Source organism: Microbacterium sp. NPDC055502 (assembly GCF_053643635.1).
On the sequence record NZ_JBSHKJ010000001.1, the window covers coordinates 1,780,242 to 1,798,939 of the forward strand.

An 18,698-nucleotide genomic window follows, 5' to 3' on the forward strand; every position below is an offset into this window, starting at 1 on the left:
CGCGGGTCAGACCCCGTACTCGGCGCGGATGACGTCGCGCAGCTGGACGCTGCATCGCGCGACCGCGGCGCGCCAGTCGGTGAGGGCGCCGTCTTCGGCCTGATCGGAGACGGCACGGAACGCGCGGATCGGCACCCCGAACTGCCCGGCCACCCAGATGTACGCGTAGGTCTCCATGTCGACGAGGGCGGCACCGGTGGGCCGGATGACCGCGGTCACCTCGGCGTCCTCCACGAAGTGGTCTCCGGTCGCGATCAGCACGCCGTCACGGCCGGTGCTCACGCGTGCGGGAAGCGAAACGTGCTGGCCGGAGACGCCGTCGAGGTCGGTCACGTCGTGCTGGAATGCGGAGCCGATCTCGTGGACGGTGGCCTCGAGCCCCGGCTCGATGGCCCCCGCCGTTCCGACGACGACGACCTCGTCGTAGCGCCGGGCGTCGAGGGCGCGGGTGAGCGCGTAGGTGGCCTGCAGCTTGCCGGGGCCGGTGACCAGCCGGTCGAAGCCGTCGAGCTCGTCGGGGAAGGCGGACAGTTCGGACGCGAGCGCGGCGACGAGGAGTTTCACTGCCTCATTCTCTCAGGTCTCGGCTGGATGCCGCGTGCGAGCGCCGCGCCGCCGCCCCGCCGCTGCGCGGAGGGAGGATACTGGGGCCAGGCGAAGAGCGGAGGATCACGTGTCGTTGCAGAAGCAGATCGCGGAAGACCTGGGTGTCCGGCCCGACATCGACCCCGAGTCGGAGGTGGAGCGGAGGGTCGGCTTCCTTGCGGACTACCTGCGCACGACGGGTGCCAGGGGGTACGTGCTCGGCATCTCCGGCGGTCAGGACTCGACCCTCGCCGGCCGGCTCGCGCAGCTCGCGGTCGAGCGCGTGCGGGCCGAAGGCGGCGAGGCCACGTTCCTGGCGGTACGGCTGCCCTATCGCGTGCAGCACGACGCGGACGATGCGCAGGCCGCGCTCGACTACATCGCCCCGGACTCCTCGGTCGAGGTGAACATCCAGAACGGCGTCGACGGCGTGGAGCGCGACATCGAGGCGGCGGTCTCCGGCGACATCACCGACTTCAACCGCGGCAACATCAAGGCGCGACTGCGCATGGTGACGCAGTACGCCCTCGCGGGACACGACGGCCTGATCGTGATCGGCACCGACCACGCGGCCGAGGCCGTGACGGGGTTCTACACGAAGTTCGGCGACGGCGCCGCGGACGTGCTGCCGCTGTCGGGCCTCACGAAGCGACAGGGCCGCTCGCTGCTGCAGTTCCTCGACGCGCCCGACCGGTTGGCGCTCAAGGTGCCCACGGCCGACCTCCTCGATGGCCAGCCCGGACGAGCCGACGAGGACGAGCTGGGGCTGACGTACGAGCAGATCGACGCGTTCCTGGAGGGGGAGGAGGTCGACCCTGACGTCGCCGGTCGCATCGAGTCGCGCTACCTCGCGACCCAGCACAAGCGCCACCTCCCCGTCACTCCCGACGACACCTGGTGGCGCTGAGGCGTCGAGGGAAGGGCGCGGTCGCGCTCGCTTTCGCCCGTGTCGGATGCCGCGGATAGTGTCGAAGCATCCGAGAGAACGGGAGAATCGTGCGGATCGACACGGAGGCGCAGCGGGTCGTCTGGAGCGCGAGCGACCTCAAGGCGGCGGCGGAGTGCGAGTTCGCCTGGTGTCGGGCGATCGACGCGAAGCTCGGCCGCGTGCCGGTGGTCGAGGAGCCGGAGGATGCGACGCTGCAGCGGGCCGCGCAGCTGGGAGACGTGCACGAGCAGAACGTGCTCGACCGGTACCTGAGCGAGCTCGGGCCGGAGCGGGTGCACCGCGTCGACAAGATCCGCTCGAACGATCCTGAAGCTCTGGCCGCGGCCGTCGGCGAGACGATCGAGGCCCTGCGCTCCGACGCGCTGGTGGTGTTCCAGGCGGCGTTCGCGACGGAGGACTTCGTCGGCTTCGCGGACTTCCTGCGTAAAGACGCCGACGGGCGGTGGCGCGTGCAGGACTCCAAGCTGGCGCGGAAAGCCCGCGTCACGGCGCTCATGCAGCTCGCGGCATATGTCGATCAGCTCGATCGCCTCGGCATCCCCCGGGCCGACGAGGTCGACCTCATCCTGGGCGACCACAGCGTCAGCACGCACGCGGTTGACGATCTGCTGCCGCTGTTCCGGGTGCGTCGGGCGCGGCTGCGCGCGCTCATCGCGGATCGGGCCGTGGCCGAGGGACAGGAGGGAGAGCCGCTGGCGTGGGGCGACGACCGCGGCGATCTCCGCATCGTGGCGTGCGGACGCTGTGCGACGTGCGAGGAGCAGGTGATCGCCCACCGCGACCTGCTGATGGTCGCGCGGATGCGGCCCGTCCAGCGCGCGCGGCTGCGCGCGGCGGGCATCGAGACGATCGACGACCTGGCCGCGGCGTCCGGGGCCCCGGAGGGTATGAACGTCGACACGTTCGAGAACCTCCGGTCGCAGGCGAAGCTCCAGCTCCGCGCCGATGTCGAGGGCGCACCGACGTACGACGTGCACTACGCCGCTGCGATCCACACGCTGCCGGTACCGAGCCACGGCGACATCTTCTTCGACTTCGAGGGAGACCCGCTGTACACCGAACCCGCGCCAGACGGAGAGTCGGAGTGGGGCATCGACTACCTGTTCGGGTGGGTCGACAACGCCGATCAGTACACCGCGCTGTGGGCGCACACGTTCGCCGAGGAGCGCCGGGCGCTGGAGACGTTCCTCGATTTCGTGAAGCTCCGCAGGGCCGCGCACCCGGGCATGCACATCTACCACTACGCGCCGTACGAGACGTCGCACCTGGTCGCGATGGCCGCCCGCCACGGAGTCCGCGAGGGCGAGGTGGACCGGTTGCTGCGCGAGGGCGTGTTCGTCGATCTGTATCCGCTGGTGCTGCGCACGGTCCGCGTGGGGTCGCGCTCCTACTCGATCAAGAAGCTCGAGCCGCTCTACATGGGCGACGACGTGCGCACGAGCGACGTGCAGAAGGGCGACGACTCGATCGTGCAGTACGTGGCCGCGCGGGAGCTGGCGGCGGCGGGCGCGCAGGCGGAGGCCGACGCGGTGTTCGCCGACCTCGCCGACTACAACCGCTACGACTGCGTGTCGACGAGGCGGCTGCGCAACTGGCTGATCGAGATCGCGCGCCGAGAGGGGGTGACGCCCGCGCCTCCGGACGACGCCGACGAGGTGATCTACGAGCCGTCGCCTCGCTCGCTGGCCCTGCTCGGGGATGCCGAGAGGGACGTGGAGGCCGGCGGCGACGGGCTCGTGCATCGGATCGCGGCGGCGGCGATCGACTACTTCCCCCGGGAGGCGAAGAGCTTCTGGGTGTCGCACTTCCAGCGACTCCGCGAGCCCGTGACCATGTGGGATGGCACGCGCGACGTGGTCAAGGTCGATGCGCCATCCTCGCGCGTGCGGAGCGACTGGAGCATCGGCGAGGGCCGGAGGGTCATGTCGCGCGAGGTCGAGATCCGGGGTGAGGTGTCACCGGGCACGACCCTCGGCCCCGGCGCTCAGCCGTTCGCGCTGTACGACGCGCCGGCGCCGTTCGACACCGAGGTGCCGTCGCGTGCCGTGCACGTGCCGCACACCGTGAGCGTGCGGGAGGTGCTCGACGACGGCTATCTGATCGTCGAGTCGGCGGTGCAGGGGCAGACGTGGGACGAGCTGCCGGTCGCCCTCACCCCGGCCGCGCCCCCGCGGGTGGTGTCGCTGCAACAGGCGATCGACGAGTGGGCCGATGCGGTGCATGCGGCCGCCCCGGGGTTCCCCGACGATGCGGCGACCGACATCATCCGGCGGCGCCCGCCTCGCACGGTCTCCGGGGCTCCGCTGCCGGAGCCGGGGAGCGACACGATCGACGCGATCGTCCGCGGGGTCCTCGACCTCGATCGCAGCTACCTCGCCGTGCAGGGCCCTCCCGGTACGGGCAAGACGTACACGGGATCGCGGGTCATCGCGCGTCTGGTGAACGAGCACGGCTTCCGGGTCGGCGTGGTGGCGCAGTCGCACGCCATCATCGAGACGCTGTTGGAGCGGATCGTGGCCGACGGCGTCGCGCCCGCTCAGGTCGCGAAGGCCCCGAAAGACGACAGCGGCGATCCCTCGTACACCGTCATCCCCAAGAACGGCATGGCGGCGTTCCTCGCCGAGCACGAGCATGAGGGGGCCGTGGTCGGCGGGACGGCGTGGGACTTCAGCAACACGCAGCGCGTGGCGCGCGGGGGCCTCGACCTCCTGGTGATCGATGAGGCGGGACAGTTCTCGCTCGCGTCGACGATCGCGGTCGCAGCGGCAGCGCAACGGCTGCTTCTCCTGGGCGATCCGCAGCAGCTTCCGCAGGTGAGTCAGGGGGCGCACCCCGAGCCGGTCGACACGTCCGCGCTCGGATGGGTGATGGACGGCGATCCCGTCGTGCGACCGGAGTACGGCTACTTCCTGGCGCAGTCGTGGCGCATGCATCCGTTCGTGGCCGCCCCGGTGTCGCAGCTCGCGTACGCCGGCAAGCTCGCGTCCGCGCCAGGTACGGAGCGGCGGTCGATCGAGGGCGTCGACCCGGGGCTGCACATCGTCCCCCTGCGCCATCGCGGCAACGCGACCCAGTCGCCCGAGGAGGCTGCGGAGGTCGTCCGCATCGTGCGGGACCTGGTCGGTCGCCCCTTCCGCGACAACGATCCGGCGGGCTCCGCGCGGCCGCTCACCCCGGCGGACATCATCGTGGTCGCGCCGTACAACGCCCAGCGTCAGCTGGTGCACGACGCGCTCGAGGCGGCGGGCTTCGGTGAGGTGCCGGTGGGCACGGTCGACAACTTCCAGGGCAAGGAGGCCGTGGTCTCCATCACCTCACTCGCGGCGTCGAGCGGCCGCGACGCGCCCCGGGGGCCGGAGTTCCTGCTGCTGCAGAACCGGCTGAACGTCGCGATCTCGCGCGCCCAGGTGCTGGCCTACCTCATCCACTCGCCCGCGCTGCTCGACGATCTGCCCTACACGCCCGAGGGCGTCGCGCGGCTGAGCGCCTTCGCGCGGCTCGTGGGTGCGGCGGAGGAGGACTCGTGACGCCGGCCGATGCGCGGCCGAGTGCCGACGGCATACCCGCGGCAGAAGACGTCCTCCGTGCCGCCGCCGGGTGGGCGTGGTTCCCGCGGGGAAGCGAGCACGTCCGCGACGACCTGCTCCTCGTGCGCTACCCGGAGCGCTTCGGGGGCGGGGTGCGTGGCTCGCAGGTGTCGTCGACGCGTTCCGCCGCGGAGGTCGTGGAGCGGGCGCTGGAGCGCGTGGAGGCCTGGGGCGAGACCGTCTTCACGTTCTGGACGAACCCGGCCGACGAGCCCGACCTCGAAGAGGAGCTGGTGGGCCGCGGGGCCGAGCACGTCGACACCGTCACGGTGTTCGCCCGTCCGACGACTGAGGGCGCGGTCGATGTGCCGCCGGGCGTCTCGGTCGAGGTCGTGCGCACGGTCGACCAGCTTCGGGAGGTGGATGAGATCAACGTCCCCGTCTGGGAGCAACGGCCGCTCGACGGCGACGAGCTTCGCGCCGAGTTCGCGGAGCTGACGGCCGCCCTCGATGCGGGCACCGGGTTCCGGGTGCTGGGTCGCATCGACGGTCGCGCGGTGAGCACGGGCGGGTGCACGATCGTCGACGGATTCACGCGACTGTGGGGTGCGGCGACCCTCGACGGCGACCGAGGGCGTGGTGCCTATCGGGCCGTGCTCGCGGAGCGGCTGCGGGAGAGCGCGGCGCGCGGTGCGGCGACCGCGCTGGTCAAGGGCCGCGTCGCGACCTCGGCGCCGATCCTCGCCAGGGCCGGATTCACGCGGTACGGAGACGAGCGCGCGTACCGCCTGACGCGCTGACGCGGTGACCCGTCACGCGTTGCCGTGCTGACGCGCTGCCGTGCTGACGCGCTGCCGTGCTGCCATGCTCACGCGCTGACGTAGCCTCGGGCCCCCCGGGGTCGGGCCGCCCGGGTCAGACGGTGCCGTACAGGCGGTCGCCCGCGTCGCCGAGGCCGGGCACGATGTAGCCCTTCTCGTTCAGGCGTTCGTCGAGGGCACCCAGCACCAGGGTCACATCGCGGTCGCCGGCCATCGCCTCGATCGCGGCGACGCCCTCGGGGGTGCCGAGCAGGCAGATGGCCGTGACGTCTTTCGCGCCGCGGTCGAACAGGAACTGGATGGCCGCGGCCAGCGACCCGCCGGTTGCGAGCATCGGGTCGATCGCGAAGCACTGCCGGTCGCTGAGGTCGTCCGGCAGCCGCTCGGCGTAGGTGGTGGGCTCGAACGTCTCCTCGTCGCGGACCATGCCGAGGAAGCCGACCTCGGCGGTCGGGAGCAGCTTCACGAGGCCTTCGAGCATGCCGAGGCCGGCGCGCAGGATGGGGACGACGATGGGGCGCGGCTCGGAGATCTTGACGCCCGTGGTGGTGGTGACCGGGGTCGTGATCTCCACCGGCGACACCTTCACGTTGCGCGTGGCCTCGTACGCCAGGAGGGTCACGAGCTCCTCCGTCAGCTGCCGGAACACGGGCGACGGGGTGCGCGCGTCGCGCAACACCGAGAGCTTGTGGGTGATGAGGGGGTGGTCGGCGACGTGAACACGCATGGATACAGGCTAATGCGCCGCGACCGCGCGCACGACATCGGTCCTGCGGGGCGCAGCTGGCGCTGCCGTAGGCTCGACGCATGACCGCCGCCGACCGCACTGCGATGCAGCGCGCGCTCGTGCTGGCCGCGGAGGCCGCCGCAGACGCCGAGATCCCGGTGGGCGCCGTGGTGCTCGACGCCCAGGGGCGGATGCTCGCGGAGGGCCGCAACACGCGGGAGACCACGCACGACCCGACCGGTCACGCCGAGGTCGTGGCCCTGCGGGCGGCCGCGGCGGCGCTCGGCTCGTGGAACCTCGACGGCTGCACGCTCGTGGTGACGCTGGAGCCCTGCCTCATGTGTGCTGGCGCGATCCTGCAGGCTCGCGTCGGGCGCGTGGTGTTCGGCGCGTGGGACGACAAGGCGGGTGCGGCCGGGTCGATGTACGACGTGCTGCGGGACCGACGTCTTCCCTACCGTGCGGAGGTCATCGGCGGGGTCGACGAAGAGGCGTCCACCGCGCTGCTGCGTGACTTCTTCGCGCAGCGGCGGTGACTGCCGGGTCGGATCACTGCGCGACCGCCGCGCCTCAGTCCGAGGACTTGAGCACGAACACGTCCGTCGAGGGCTCCGGGTCGATCGCGGGGCGGTACACGTCGGGCTCGATGTAGACGACGCGCGCCACCGGAACGGCCTCGCGGATGCGGCTCTCGATCGCGTCGATGTCGTCGGCGACCTCGCGCAGGGGCTTGTCGGCGTTGAGGGCGATCTTCGCGGCGACCATGAGCTCGTCCGGCCCGAGGTACAGGGTCTTCAGGTGGATGATCTTCTCGATCTCCGGGCCGTCCGTGATCGCGTCCACGATGCGGTCCTCGTCGGCCTGCGTGGCTCCCTCGCCCACCAGGAGGCTCTTCGTCTCGACGCCGAGCACGATCGCGATCAGCACCAGCAGCACGCCGATCATGACGGTGCCGAGCGCATCGAAGAGGGGGTTGCCGGTGAGGAGGGTGAGGCCGACGCCGAGCAGCGCGAACGTCAGACCGGTCAGGGCGCCGACGTCCTCGAGCAGCACGACCGGAAGCTCGGGGGCCTTGGCGCGCCGCACGAACGACCGCCACGACTGGCCCCGGTCGCGCACGAGGTTGCTCTCCTTCACGGCGGTGCGCAGCGAGAACGACTCCAGGCCGATCGCGATCAGCAGCACGACGAGAGGCAGCCACCACCAGGTCTTGTCGAGCTCGTGGGGGTTCGTGAGCTTCTCGACGCCCTCGTAGATGGCGAAGAGGCCGCCGACCGAGAACAGGATGATCGAGACGACGAAGGCGTACACGTAGCGTTCGCGTCCGTAGCCGAACGGGTGCGCGCGGTCGGCTCGGCGCTGGGCCTTGCGTCCGCCGAGCATGAGGAGGAGCTGGTTGCCCGAGTCGGCGACCGAGTGGATGGCCTCCGCGAGCATGGAGGCGGAGCCGGAGAGGGCCCACGCGAGGAACTTCGCGAGAGCGATGCCCAGGTTCGCCAGGAATGCCGCGACGATGGCCTTGCTTCCTCCGGATGCACTCATGCGTCGAGTCTAGAACCGCCGGTCGGGGGACGCCGGAGCGCCCGCCGTAGGATGACCACATGGCTGACTCGCTTCCCTCCCTCGCGTTCCTCGGTGCCGGTTCGATGGGCGGGGCGATCCTCCGCGGCGTGCTCGCATCGGGCGTCCCGGTCGACGGCGGGATCACCGCGACGAACCGCACGACGGAGAAGGCGGCGTCGTTCGATGGGCTCGACGGGGTGACCAGCATCGCGCTGTCCGAGCGGCCGGAGGGCAACGCCGAGGCGGTGTCCGGCGCCCGGATCGTGCTGGTGGGCGTCAAGCCCGCGATGGTGCCGGAGCTGCTGCGCGAGATCGCTCCGCACCTGACCGCCGACACGATCGTCGTCAGCCTGGCCGCCGGGGTCACCCTGCAGACGTTCGCCGACCACCTGGGCACCGGAGCGCGCGTGATCCGGTCGATGCCGAACACGCCGTCGACCGTCCGCAAGGGCGTGACCGGCCTCGCCGCCGGGGCTGCGGCGACCGCGGACGACGTGGCGCTCGTGCGACGCCTGTTCGAGACGGTCGGCGCGGTGATCGAGGTGCCGGAGTCGCAGATCGACGCGCTGTCCACGATCTCCGGCTCGGGCCCCGCGTACGTGTTCCTCCTGATCGAGGAGGTCACCACGGCGGCCATCGGGATGGGGTTCACCGAGGCGGATGCGCGGCTCATGGTCGAGCAGACCTTCATCGGTGCGACCGCCCTGCTCGACGCGTCGGGCGAAGACCCGGCCGAGCTGCGGCGCCGTGTGACCAGTCCCAAGGGCACTACCGAGCGCGCCGTCGCCGTGCTGCAGGACGCCCACCTTGACCGGACCTTCGCCGAGGCCGCCGCGGCCGCGCTCGCCCGCGCGAAGGAGCTCGCGGCGGGGGCGTGACATGCGGCTGCGGGTCGAGGGGGAGATCTGGTTCTGGCGCGGGCCGGCGCCGTTCCACTTCGTCACGGTGCCGCCGGTCGAGAGCGCGATGATCCACGATGTCGCCGCCGTCGTCACCTATGGCTGGGGCATGATCCCCGCGACGGTGACGATCGGCGGCACGACCGTGACCACCGCGCTGTGGCCGAAGGACGGCGGCTACATCGTGCCGATCAAGAAGGTGCTGCAGGATCGGGAGGGACTCGGCGTGGGCGACACGGTCGAGGTCGTCCTCGACATCGACGCCTGATCCCCGCGGGGCTCAGCTCTCGCTCGACACCTCCGCGAGCACCTCCGGCCACCGCCGTTCGAGCGTCTTGCCGCCCAGCACGGCCCCGCCCCACACGGCGGCGGTCCCGATCACGACCGCGCACGCCAGACTCACCCAGCCCAGCGGCGGCATCCAGATCGCGGCGATCCCGAAGCCCAGAGCCGGGCCGCCCAGGATCAGCGTGATCGGCGACATGATCAGCATCGCGAGGAAGGACTGCGCGCCGCCCGCCGATCCGCGACCGAACGGGTTCGCCTCGGGAGCGGGAGCGCGACCGGGGAGGAACGCGCCCACCCACGCGCCCGCGCCGGCCGACACCGCCATCAGGCCGAGCGCCGCGCCGAGGCTCGCGGGCAGCAGGTCCGGTCGTCCGGCGACCAGGCACGTCGCCACGCACAGGGCGATCGTGACCGGGAGGCCGATCAGCCCGAAGCCGAGCAGCCGTCCCGCCCGGTCTGCGGTGCCGCTGACACCGGTCAGGATGTGCAGGGCGACCGCGTCGTTGTCGTAGGCGATGGCCAGCTGCACGATGCTCCCCGCGAGGAGGGCGTTGATGGCCGGGATCAGCACGATGGCGGGAGCGAGTCCCACGGACTCCTCCCGCAGGCCGTTCATCACGGCGAGACCGAGGAAGATCGCGGGCAGGATCAGCAGCATCACCACATTGACGACCTGGCGCGGGTCGCGGCGGAAGTAGTGGAGCGTGCGGCCCGCGATCGCACCGACCGGTCCCGCCGGCAGCATCCGGTCGAGTAGGCCGCCCGAGCGGACCCGGCCGCCCCCGCTGGACACGAGAGGTGCCGTGAGGCGGGCGTCGAGGTGGACGCGGGCCGCGGCCCAGAGGAGCACGACCGTGCCGACGGCGATGAGCAGCCGGAGCAGTGCGACCCCCACCGCCCCCTGCGCGAGCGCCGCGGGAACCCCGAACACGGCGGCGACCGGGGTCCAGGCGGCGACCTCGGCCACGGTGGCGAACGCCCCGCCGACGTCGTGCACGGTCGTCAGCGCCTGGAGCCCGATGTTCAGCAGCAGTCCGGACGACGCCAGCAGCACGACACCCACCGTGAGCACGAGGTCGCGGGTGCGGCGCCGGGCGAGCCACTTCCCGAGCAGCCCGCTCACGACGCGGGCGCCCAGCACGCAGGTCGCCAGGGCTACCGGGATGAGGACGAACGCGGCGAGCAGGGCGAGCACGTCGACCGACCAGCCGAGGAGCATCAGCAGCAGGGCGAGTGCGGTGCCGATGCCGCCGATCGTGGTGACGCCCGCGACCACGAGCCCCGGGAGCATCCGCTTCGCCGTGACCGGCAGCAGGGCGAACCGGTCGGGCGCCAGGGCGTCGTCGCCGCTCACGAGGATCGACCCGATCCACCAGCCGAGCACGATCACGGCTCCCGTCAGCACGAGCGCGGTCACGGCGGCGTCTGGCGCACCGATCCGCAGCAGCACGATCCCCACCGTCAGGGTCGCGAGGATGCCGACGGCCAGGAGGCCGACCACGACGAGCGTGACGATCATCCACGGGTTGCGCGCGAGCTGGTGACCGAGCTGACGCAGCCGCAGGCCTACGAGGAGCGCAACCACGCGAGCGTCTCCGTTCCCAGGTCGTGGGCACCGACGAGCGACAGGAAGCGCTGCTGCAGCGTCATCCCGGCTCGGACCTCGTCGAGTTCTCCGTGCGCCAGCAGCCGCCCCTCGGCGACGATCGCGACGCGGTCGCACATCGACTCGACCAGCTCCATGACATGACTGGACAGCACCACCGTGCCGCCGCTGTCGACGAAGGCGCGCAGGATCTGCCGGATGGTCTGACCCGACACCGGGTCGACGGCCTCCAGCGGTTCGTCCAGCAGCAGCAGCCGCGGCGCGTGGATCAGCGCGCACGCCAGGCCGATCTTCTTGCGCATGCCGGCGGAGTAGTCCACGACGAGGGTGTCGCGGTCATCGCCGAGGCCCAGCGCGTCGAGCAGCTCGCCGGTGCGGGTGTGCACCTCGGCCTCGGGCATGCCGCGGAGCAGGCCGGTGTAGCGCAGCAGCTCGGCACCCGTCAGGCGGTCGAGCATGCGGATCCCGTCGGGCAGCACGCCCATGAGCGCCTTCGCCCCCGCCGGGTCCTGCCAGACGTCGTGCCCGAGCACCCACGCCGAGCCCGCGTCCGGACGCAGCAGCCCCGTCGTCATCGCCAGCGTGGTGGTCTTGCCCGCACCGTTCGGGCCGAGCAGGCCGAGCATCGATCCGGCGGGGACGTCGAGCGAGAGGCCGTCGACGGCGACCTTCTGGCCGAACTGCTTGCGGAGCCCGCGGAGGGCGAGCACGGGAGGGGCCGGGGCGTGGTCGGTCATGGCCCCCATCCCATCACGCGGGAGTCGAGGGACGCATCCACCGCGAGGGGGAGTCGGGATGGGGCGCGGTCAGCGGTCCAGGGCGGCGAAGCGCTCGATATCGCTGTTGGTGCCCGACACGATGATGAGGTCGTGGTTGGTGACGATGGTGTTCGCCTCGGCGTAGCGGAACGGCTTGCCGGGGCTCTTCACGCCGACGACGGTGACCTTGTACTTCGAGCGCACGCCGGACTCGTTCAGGCCGACGCCGCGGATGAACTTCGGCGGGTACATTTTGGCGAGCACGAAGTCGTCGTCGAAGCGGATGAAGTCGAGCATGCGACCGCTCACCAGGTGGGCGACGCGCTCGCCGGCCTCGCGCTCGGGATAGATCACGTGGTTGGCGCCGACGCGGGCGAGGATCTTGCCGTGCGACTGGGAGACGGCCTTGGCCCAGATCTGCGGGACCTTGAGGTCGACGAGGTTCGCGGTGATGAGCACGGATGCCTCGATCGAGGAGCCGACCGCGACGACCGCGACCTGGAAGTCCTGGGCGCCGATCTGGCGCAGGGCGTCGATGTTCCTGGCATCGGCCTGCACGGTGTGGGTGACCCGCTCCGACCACTTCTGCACGAGCTCGAGATTGTCGTCGATCGCGAGGACCTCGCGGTCGAGACGGTCGAGCTCACCGGCGCACGCCGCACCGAACCGGCCGAGGCCGATGACGAGGACGGGGGCGTCTCCGCGCAGGACTTCAACCAACGATCGGCCTTTCCACCGGCAGTGAGTAGTACTGCGTTCGCGACGTCGCGGCGACTGCCGCGGCGAGAGTCACTGTACCAACGCGCCCCATGAAGATGGTCGCGGCCATGACGTACGAGGCGGAATCCGGCAGCTCGCCGGTCAGGCCCGTCGAGAGGCCGACGGTGCCGAACGCGGAGATGACGTCGAACAGCACGTGGCTGATGTCGGCCTTCGTGATCTGCGCGATCACGATGGTCGACAGGGCCACGATGGTCGCTCCCCACGCGACGACGCTGAGGGCGACGCGCTGCACGTCGCTCGGGATGCGCCGCCCGAAGGCCTCGACCGACTGGCGTCCCTTCGCCTCCGACCACACCGCGATCGCGAGCACGGCGAGGGTGGTCACCTTGATGCCTCCCGCGGTCGACGCGGAGCCGCCGCCGACGAACATGAGCATGCTCGCCGCGAGCAGGGAGGAGCCGTTGAGATCGTCCATCTCGATCACGTTGAAGCCGCCGGAGCGCGTCATCGCGGAGAGGAAGAACGCCTGGAAGGTCGTGTCGGCGGCGTCCATCGACCCGAACGTCTTCGGGTTGTCGTACTCGAGGATGAGGAACGCGGCGGCACCGACCACGAACAGCAGCACGGTGGTGACGATCGTGAGCTTGGAGTGCAGCGACCACCGCTTCACGTGCCACACGTGCTTGGCGAGCGTGTAGATCACGGGGAAGCCGATGCTGCCGAGGAAGACCCCCACCATGAGCAGGAACAGCACGAGGTAGTCGTCGGCGAACACCGCGACGCCGCCGTCGTTGGGGGCGAAGCCGGTGTTGGTGAACGCCATGGCGGCGAAGTAGGGCGCCTCCCACAGTGCGGCGATCGGGTCGACCTTGGCCATCACCAGGGCCGGGTAGAGGAGCGCGGCGAGGGAGGCCTCGATGATGAGGGCGGAGACGGCGACCGTGGTGAGGAGCTGTCCGACCTCGCCCAGCCGCACCGTCTGGCTCTCGTTCACGACGCCGCCGTGCGCGCGCAGCGGGTTCGTGTCGCCCGCGGCCATGAGCTTGGCGCGCAACCCGAGGCGCTTGGAGATGAGCATGCCCATCAGCGAGGCGAGGGTCAGCACGCCCAGCGCACCGATGTTCACGCCGATGAACACCAGGACGTGCCCGAACGGCGACCAGTGGTTGGCCATGTCCACGGTCGCCAGACCCGTGACGCAGATCGTGGAGACGGCGGTGAAGAGGGCGTCGCTCAACGGCGTGACGGTGCGGTCGGCCGATGCGATCGGCAGCGAGAAGAGGACGGTGAAGACGAGGATCAGCAGCGCGAACACGGAGATCGCGAACCGCGACGGCGACGACGTGATGAGGTGCTTGAAGCGCCCGCCCGACCCCGGGAACCGCTGTCGGGGCGACGACGCCGAAACGATGCCCGACATCGCTGCCCCCTCGTTCGAATCCATCCGTGCACGACGCCGCCCGCCGAGCCCTCGTCATGGTACTCCGTGCCGGGGGCGACTACCCTGATGCCATGACGGACATCTTCGACGTGATCGCAGACGGTACGAGGCGCGACATCCTCCAGCTCCTGCTCCGGCGAACGTCCGAAGGCGAGTCCGGCACCAGCGTGAGCCAGATCGTGGCCGACCTCGGGATCAGCCAGCCCACCGTCTCCAAGCACCTCAAGGTGCTGCGCGATGCCGAGCTCGTGACCGTGCGCGAGGACGGGCAGCGCCGGTTCTACAGCCTCGCCGTCGAGCCGCTCGAGGTCGTCGACGACTGGCTGGTCCCGTTCCTCGTCGACGCTTACGGTGACGCGGCCCCGGACATCGCCTACCCGGGTGGTCTTCCCGATGGTGCGGCACACGCCGCCGAGGTGGTCGGACGCGCGGCCGCATCGGCCAAGCACGTGGTGACCACGGCGCTCAAGCGGCTCGGCGCCTGACGCGCGCGCAGCCGCGCCGGAACGGACATCGCCCCTGACGACCGGGGGGCATGTCGTCAGGGGCGATCCACGGACCCCAGCTCCGCAACGGACTCGGCGGTGCCGGCACAAGTCCTGCATCGACAGTGCCAGAGCTGTCTGGGCGACCGGCGAGCGGCGGCTATGCGCGGGCTGGACGGGACGGGCTCAGCGGCGGCCCGCCTTGCGGCGGAACAGCCACGCGCCCCACACGACGGCGACGCCGAGGATCACCACGCACCACAGCACCGCCCACCACGGCTGCGTTCCGGCGTCGGTACCGAGGAGCAGGCTGCGGATGGTCTCGACGATCGGGGTGATGGGCTGGTGCGCGGCGACCGGCTGCAGCCACTCCGGCATGCTCGCCACCGGCACGAACGCGCTGGACAGGTAGGGCAGGAACAGCAGCACGAAGCCGTAGCCGTTGGCACCCTCGGGGCTGCCGGCGGCGAGGCCGATCGCCGCGAACAGGTACGTGATCGCGAGGATGTAGAGCGTGATCAGCCCGCCCAGCGCGATCCAGTCGCCCGGCGACGCGGTCGGGCGGAACCCGACCAGCACCCCGACGCCGATGACGATGGCCGTCGCGACCAGGTTGCGCAGGACGCTCGCCACCACGTGCCCGGTGAGCACGGCTCCGGCGCGCAGCGGCATGGTGCGGAACCGGTCGATGATGCCGGAGCGCATGTCGTTCGCGACATACACCGCCGTCGAGGACGCCCCGAACCCCGCGCACGTGAGGATGATGCCCGGCACGACGTAGTCGACGTAGGCGCCGGAGGGGTCGATCGCCCCGCCGAACACCCACGTGAACATGAGCATGAGCATGACGGGCAGCATGATCGCCATGAGCAGTGATTCGCCGTCGCGCAGCGAGTGCCGCAGGCTGCGTCCGACGAAGACGGTTTCGGCCGTCAGCCCGCGCAGGCGCGGTCGAGGCGTCGGCGTGGGGGAGGCGTGCGGGGGCATGGGGGTGGTGATGGTGACCGCAGTGTTCATGCGAGCTCCTCGAGGGTGCGTGAGGCGGCGTCGAACGGCTCTCCGGATACGGGCCGGCCCGCGGGGGACGATGTGACCGCCAGGAACACGTCGTCGAGGGTGGGCCGTCGGAGCGTGACGACGCCGTCGTCCCCCTCCGTGTCGAGCCGATCGAGGGCGCGCCGCAGCCCGGCGACCGTGCCGTCGGTCGGGATCTCGCGCCGCAGCTCTCCCCGGCTGTCGTGGAGCTCGACCGTGTCGCCGCCGATACGCGCCTTGAGCTCGGCGGCGGTGCCCAGCGCCGCGATCCGGCCGTCGTGCAGGACGGCGATCCGGTCGGCGAGCTGATCCGCCTCCTCCAGGTACTGGGTGGTGAGGAACACCGTCGTGCCGGCACCCGCGATCGTGCGGATGATGTCCCACAGGTCGCGGCGGCTACGGGTGTCGAGCCCGGTGGTGGGCTCGTCGAGGAACAGCACTTCCGGGGTCACGACGAAGCTGAGCGCCAGGTCGAGGCGACGGCGCATGCCGCCGGAGTAGGTGCGCACGGCGCGGGACGCCGCGTCGGTCAGTGCGAACCGGGCGATGAGGTCTTCGGCGCGGTGCCGCGCGGCCGCCCGCCCCAGTCCCGAGAGGCGCGCGAACATGACGACGTTCTCGGTACCGGTGAGGGCGTCGTCCACGGCGGCCGCCTGCCCGGTGAGGCTGATGCGCCGGCGCACCTCGTCGGGATGCGAGCGCACATCCCACCCCGCCACGGTCGCCGATCCCGCATCCGCGGCGGTGAGGGTGGTGAGGATGTGGATGGTCGTCGTCTTGCCCGCGCCGTTCGGTCCGAGCAGAGCGAAGACCTCGCCGCGGGCGACCTCGAAGGCGAGGTCGTCGACCACGGGCTTCGGCCCGAAGGCCTTGCGCAGGTCGCGCACCTGGATGGCTGTCTCCATCAGGATCCCTTTCTGTGTATCGCGAAAACTGTGTATGGGCAACGCAATTGTGTATGACGGTAACACACTGTTTATGAAATAAACAGAAGTAGGATGGGCGGATGACCGACATCGAGCCTCCCGAGCTCCCCCGGGGCATCGCCCTCGCCTGGGGCGTCGCGGCGAATCCCCAGCGCGGGCCGAAGCGGGAGATGAGTGTCGAGAAGATCGTGGAGGCCGCGGTGGAACTCGCCGACGGCGAGGGCATCGGCGCCGTCTCCATGGCAGCGGTGGCCGCCCGGCTCGGCTTCACCCCCATGTCGCTGTACCGCTACGTCTCCGCGAAGGACGACCTCCTGCTGCTCATGCAGGAGGAGGCGACCGGACTTCCTCCGGAGAGCCACCTCGAGGTCGAGGGCTGGCGCGCGCGGCTGCTCGCGCTGTACGAGGCCCAGATCCTCGTCTACCTGCGCCACCCGTGGATCCTGTCGTTGCCGATCTCGGGTTCGCCGATCACCCCCAACAGCTCCGCCTGGCTGGACGCCAGTCTCGCCGCGCTCGATGACACACCGCTCACCGCCGACGAGCGCATGGCCGTCGCCCTCGCGATCACCGGCCACGCTCGCTGGTGCGGCATCGTGCAGGCGGGGTACTCGGAGCAGTCCCGCTCCTCCGGTCTCTCCGCCGAAGAGGTGGCGATGCGGGAGGCGTCGCTGTTCGATCGGGTGATCTCGGCCGAGGAGTTCCCCGCGCTCCGCCGGGCGATCGAGGACGGCGTGTTCCTGTCGCCGGCCGATCCGTTCCGCTTCGCCGTGGAGCGCACGCTCGACGGTGTCGCGGCCTACCTCGACGGTCTCGATCGCGGGGAGCAGCACCGGGTCTCCGAGGAGTGGGTCGCCCTCGATGCGGCGGAGCTCGCCGGGGACAAGCGCCTCAAGGAGGCGCAGAAGGCCAGCCGTGATGCCGAGAAGGCGCTGCGCGCGGCCCGCAAGCTCGAGCGTCAGGCTCTTCGCGAGGCGCGCGAACGGGTGGCGAAGGCCAGGAAGTCCGGCTGAGCGACCCCGGCGCCGCGCCGGATGGGCAGGATGGGGGGATGACGACCGCTCCGCACCGCGCTCACTTCGATTTCTCGATCACGTTCGCCAACGGCGGCGGCATGCACGGGGAGGGGTTCCGCCTCGACCTTCCCCGGGAAGACCTCTCGGCCGAGGAGATCGGCACCCTGCTCGTCCGCCACCTGGGACTGACGCTGGTCGACGAGGTGCACCTCCGCGACCTGCGCATCGTCGAGGAGCCGCATCGCGGAAGCCGCGGAGTCGAGGCACCGAGCGGCGGTGAGGCCGAGGACCGCATCGTGGATCTCAGCCACCCCATCGAGGCCGGGATGATCACCTATCCCGGGCTGCCGGCGCCGACCATCGCCCCGTTCCTCACACGCGCCGCATCCCGGGAGCGCTACGCGCCGGGGACCGAGTTCGCGATGGACGTGATCACGATGATCGGCAACACCGGCACCTACCTCGACGCCCCCTGGCACCGCTACGGCGACGGCGACGATCTCGCCGCACTCGACCTGCGCACCCTGGTCGGCCTCCCCGCCGAGGTCTTCCACCTGCGCGATGCCTGGTCGCCCGAGCGCCGCGGCATCCGTGCGGCGACCCTGGCGGACCGCGACCTGCGGGGCTCGGCGGTCCTCCTCGACACGGGGTGGAGCCGGCTCTTCGGCACGCCCGACTATGCGGAGGGGGCGCCGTACCTCACGGAGGACGGCGCCCGCTTCCTGGTCGAGGCGGGGGTGCGCCTGGTCGGGATCGACTCGCTCAACATCGACGACACCGAGAGCGGCGGAGAGCGTCCGGCGCACAGCATCCTCCTCGCCGCCGGCGTGCACGTGGTCGAGCACCTCACGGGTCTCGACGCGGTTCCCTCGCGGGGTGCCCGCTTCACCGCGGCCCCGCCCGCGATCCGCGGGTTCGGCACCTTCCCGGTGCGGGCGTTCGCCACGGTGCCCGCGTCCCACTGATCACACGAGTCACATGGGTTTACACGCGTCCCAGGAAACCCATAGAGTGTGCACATCGAGAAAGGGGTACGTGGGATGCCCGAGGTTCCAGATGTCCGATTCCTGACGGTGGCCGAGGTCGCCGAGCTCATGCGCGTGTCCAAGATGACCGTGTACCGCCTCGTGCACTCCGGAGAGCTGCCCGCCATCCGCTTCGGCCGCAGCTACCGCGTCCCGGAGTCGGCCGTGGCCGAGGCGCTGCAGCGACCGATCGCCGACGCGGGTTGATCCGCAGGGCGGCGCGAGGCGGCCCGTGGGTTTGCTAGGATGATCCGAGGCATTTTTTCGTGCCCGTACCCGGGTGTCCGATTCGGCGACACCCAGCCCCTGACTTAGTGAGGTTTC

19 protein-coding genes are annotated in these 18,698 nt (G+C 71.1%); 10 read left to right on the forward strand and 9 right to left on the reverse strand.

The window, feature by feature from the left end; all coding sequences use genetic code 11:
* Window positions 1–6 precede the first annotated feature (6 nt).
* Entirely contained in the window at window positions 7–564 is a 558-nt protein-coding gene (locus ACWH95_RS08695; RefSeq protein WP_136032007.1) for a phosphorylase family protein, read from the reverse strand.
* 109 nt (window positions 565–673) lie between these two features.
* Between ACWH95_RS08695 and nadE the strand changes: the two genes are divergently transcribed.
* The 3 genes from nadE (at window position 674) to ACWH95_RS08710 (ending at window position 5,861) form a co-directional block, all read left to right on the forward strand.
* Window positions 674–1,492 (forward strand): ammonia-dependent NAD(+) synthetase, encoded by an 819-nt coding sequence (gene nadE / locus ACWH95_RS08700; protein ID WP_136045442.1) that lies wholly within the window; start codon window positions 674–676, stop codon window positions 1,490–1,492.
* Between the two features lie 89 nt (window positions 1,493–1,581).
* Window positions 1,582–5,061 carry a TM0106 family RecB-like putative nuclease gene (locus ACWH95_RS08705; protein ID WP_454120543.1) on the forward strand — a complete coding sequence of 1,160 codons (3,480 nt, stop codon included), beginning with the start codon at window positions 1,582–1,584 and terminating at the stop codon, window positions 5,059–5,061.
* Window positions 5,058–5,861 carry a GNAT family N-acetyltransferase gene (locus ACWH95_RS08710; RefSeq protein WP_454120544.1) on the forward strand — a complete coding sequence of 268 codons (804 nt, stop codon included), beginning with the start codon at window positions 5,058–5,060 and terminating at the stop codon, window positions 5,859–5,861. The genes ACWH95_RS08705 and ACWH95_RS08710 overlap by 4 nt, the downstream gene beginning before the upstream one ends.
* Window positions 5,862–5,976: 115 nt before the next feature.
* Here the strand turns inward: ACWH95_RS08710 and upp are convergent, their stop codons facing one another.
* Window positions 5,977–6,609, reverse strand: coding sequence for a uracil phosphoribosyltransferase (upp, locus tag ACWH95_RS08715; RefSeq protein WP_136032000.1), 633 nt, complete (start codon window positions 6,607–6,609; stop codon window positions 5,977–5,979).
* An 80-nt stretch (window positions 6,610–6,689) separates the two neighbouring features.
* Between upp and tadA the strand changes: the two genes are divergently transcribed.
* Window positions 6,690–7,145, forward strand: coding sequence for a tRNA adenosine(34) deaminase TadA (gene tadA / locus ACWH95_RS08720; RefSeq protein WP_136031998.1), 456 nt, complete (start codon window positions 6,690–6,692; stop codon window positions 7,143–7,145).
* A gap of 34 nt (window positions 7,146–7,179) precedes the next feature.
* On the opposite strand, the gene ACWH95_RS08725 is transcribed toward tadA, so the two are convergent.
* Window positions 7,180–8,151, reverse strand: a complete 972-nt coding sequence (locus ACWH95_RS08725; protein ID WP_136031996.1) for a cation diffusion facilitator family transporter — start codon at window positions 8,149–8,151, stop codon at window positions 7,180–7,182.
* A 59-nt stretch (window positions 8,152–8,210) separates the two neighbouring features.
* Between ACWH95_RS08725 and proC the strand changes: the two genes are divergently transcribed.
* Entirely contained in the window at window positions 8,211–9,050 is an 840-nt protein-coding gene (gene proC / locus ACWH95_RS08730; RefSeq protein WP_136031994.1) for a pyrroline-5-carboxylate reductase, read from the forward strand.
* 1 nt (window position 9,051) lies between these two features.
* On the forward strand, window positions 9,052–9,339 hold the full coding sequence (locus ACWH95_RS08735; protein ID WP_454120545.1) for a DUF1905 domain-containing protein: 288 nt from the start codon (window positions 9,052–9,054) through the stop codon (window positions 9,337–9,339).
* Window positions 9,340–9,351: 12 nt separating this feature from the next.
* Here the strand turns inward: ACWH95_RS08735 and ACWH95_RS08740 are convergent, their stop codons facing one another.
* The 4 genes from ACWH95_RS08740 to ACWH95_RS08755 all read right to left on the reverse strand — a co-directional run bounded on the left by ACWH95_RS08740 (window position 9,352) and on the right by ACWH95_RS08755 (window position 13,866).
* Window positions 9,352–10,944 (reverse strand): hypothetical protein, encoded by a 1,593-nt coding sequence (locus tag ACWH95_RS08740; protein ID WP_454120546.1) that lies wholly within the window; start codon window positions 10,942–10,944, stop codon window positions 9,352–9,354.
* Window positions 10,926–11,702 carry an ABC transporter ATP-binding protein gene (locus tag ACWH95_RS08745; protein WP_136035873.1) on the reverse strand — a complete coding sequence of 259 codons (777 nt, stop codon included), beginning with the start codon at window positions 11,700–11,702 and terminating at the stop codon, window positions 10,926–10,928. Before ACWH95_RS08745 ends, ACWH95_RS08740 begins: the two co-directional genes overlap by 19 nt.
* Window positions 11,703–11,771: 69 nt before the next feature.
* Complete coding sequence (locus tag ACWH95_RS08750; protein ID WP_136031985.1) at window positions 11,772–12,443, reverse strand: potassium channel family protein; 672 nt, start codon at window positions 12,441–12,443, stop codon at window positions 11,772–11,774.
* Complete coding sequence (locus ACWH95_RS08755; protein WP_136031982.1) at window positions 12,436–13,866, reverse strand: TrkH family potassium uptake protein; 1,431 nt, start codon at window positions 13,864–13,866, stop codon at window positions 12,436–12,438. Before ACWH95_RS08755 ends, ACWH95_RS08750 begins: the two co-directional genes overlap by 8 nt.
* Before the next feature lie 92 nt (window positions 13,867–13,958).
* Here ACWH95_RS08755 and ACWH95_RS08760 point away from each other — a divergent pair, with 92 nt between their 5' ends.
* Window positions 13,959–14,372 (forward strand): ArsR/SmtB family transcription factor, encoded by a 414-nt coding sequence (locus tag ACWH95_RS08760; protein ID WP_136031980.1) that lies wholly within the window; start codon window positions 13,959–13,961, stop codon window positions 14,370–14,372.
* A gap of 186 nt (window positions 14,373–14,558) precedes the next feature.
* Here ACWH95_RS08760 and ACWH95_RS08765 read toward each other — a convergent pair whose 3' ends face one another.
* The gene (locus ACWH95_RS08765; RefSeq protein WP_247638375.1) at window positions 14,559–15,389 is read right to left on the reverse strand and encodes an ABC transporter permease; all 831 of its coding nucleotides are present in this window, start codon (window positions 15,387–15,389) and stop codon (window positions 14,559–14,561) included.
* Window positions 15,386–16,312, reverse strand: coding sequence for an ATP-binding cassette domain-containing protein (locus ACWH95_RS08770; RefSeq protein WP_454120547.1), 927 nt, complete (start codon window positions 16,310–16,312; stop codon window positions 15,386–15,388). Before ACWH95_RS08770 ends, ACWH95_RS08765 begins: the two co-directional genes overlap by 4 nt.
* Before the next feature lie 101 nt (window positions 16,313–16,413).
* Here ACWH95_RS08770 and ACWH95_RS08775 point away from each other — a divergent pair, with 101 nt between their 5' ends.
* The 3 genes from ACWH95_RS08775 to ACWH95_RS08785 all read left to right on the forward strand — a co-directional run bounded on the left by ACWH95_RS08775 (window position 16,414) and on the right by ACWH95_RS08785 (window position 18,581).
* On the forward strand, window positions 16,414–17,346 hold the full coding sequence (locus tag ACWH95_RS08775) for a TetR/AcrR family transcriptional regulator (protein WP_136031978.1): 933 nt from the start codon (window positions 16,414–16,416) through the stop codon (window positions 17,344–17,346).
* Window positions 17,347–17,384: 38 nt separating this feature from the next.
* On the forward strand, window positions 17,385–18,314 hold the full coding sequence (locus ACWH95_RS08780; RefSeq protein ID WP_452312417.1) for a cyclase family protein: 930 nt from the start codon (window positions 17,385–17,387) through the stop codon (window positions 18,312–18,314).
* 75 nt (window positions 18,315–18,389) lie between these two features.
* Window positions 18,390–18,581 carry a helix-turn-helix domain-containing protein gene (locus ACWH95_RS08785; RefSeq protein WP_116242548.1) on the forward strand — a complete coding sequence of 64 codons (192 nt, stop codon included), beginning with the start codon at window positions 18,390–18,392 and terminating at the stop codon, window positions 18,579–18,581.
* Window positions 18,582–18,698 lie beyond the last annotated feature (117 nt).

Coding starts and splice junctions, on each gene's coding strand:
- upp (WP_136032000.1), bottom strand. CDS start 6,609: ATGCGTGTTCACGTCGCCGACCACCCCCTCATCACCCACAAGCTCTCG.
- tadA (WP_136031998.1), top strand. CDS start 6,690: ATGACCGCCGCCGACCGCACTGCGATGCAGCGCGCGCTCGTGCTGGCC.
- ACWH95_RS08725 (WP_136031996.1), bottom strand. CDS start 8,151: ATGAGTGCATCCGGAGGAAGCAAGGCCATCGTCGCGGCATTCCTGGCG.
- proC (WP_136031994.1), top strand. CDS start 8,211: ATGGCTGACTCGCTTCCCTCCCTCGCGTTCCTCGGTGCCGGTTCGATG.
- ACWH95_RS08735 (WP_454120545.1), top strand. CDS start 9,052: ATGCGGCTGCGGGTCGAGGGGGAGATCTGGTTCTGGCGCGGGCCGGCG.
- ACWH95_RS08745 (WP_136035873.1), bottom strand. CDS start 11,702: ATGACCGACCACGCCCCGGCCCCTCCCGTGCTCGCCCTCCGCGGGCTC.
- ACWH95_RS08755 (WP_136031982.1), bottom strand. CDS start 13,866: ATGTCGGGCATCGTTTCGGCGTCGTCGCCCCGACAGCGGTTCCCGGGG.
- ACWH95_RS08760 (WP_136031980.1), top strand. CDS start 13,959: ATGACGGACATCTTCGACGTGATCGCAGACGGTACGAGGCGCGACATC.
- ACWH95_RS08765 (WP_247638375.1), bottom strand. CDS start 15,389: ATGAACACTGCGGTCACCATCACCACCCCCATGCCCCCGCACGCCTCC.
- ACWH95_RS08770 (WP_454120547.1), bottom strand. CDS start 16,312: ATGGAGACAGCCATCCAGGTGCGCGACCTGCGCAAGGCCTTCGGGCCG.
- ACWH95_RS08775 (WP_136031978.1), top strand. CDS start 16,414: ATGACCGACATCGAGCCTCCCGAGCTCCCCCGGGGCATCGCCCTCGCC.
- ACWH95_RS08780 (WP_452312417.1), top strand. CDS start 17,385: ATGACGACCGCTCCGCACCGCGCTCACTTCGATTTCTCGATCACGTTC.
- ACWH95_RS08785 (WP_116242548.1), top strand. CDS start 18,390: ATGCCCGAGGTTCCAGATGTCCGATTCCTGACGGTGGCCGAGGTCGCC.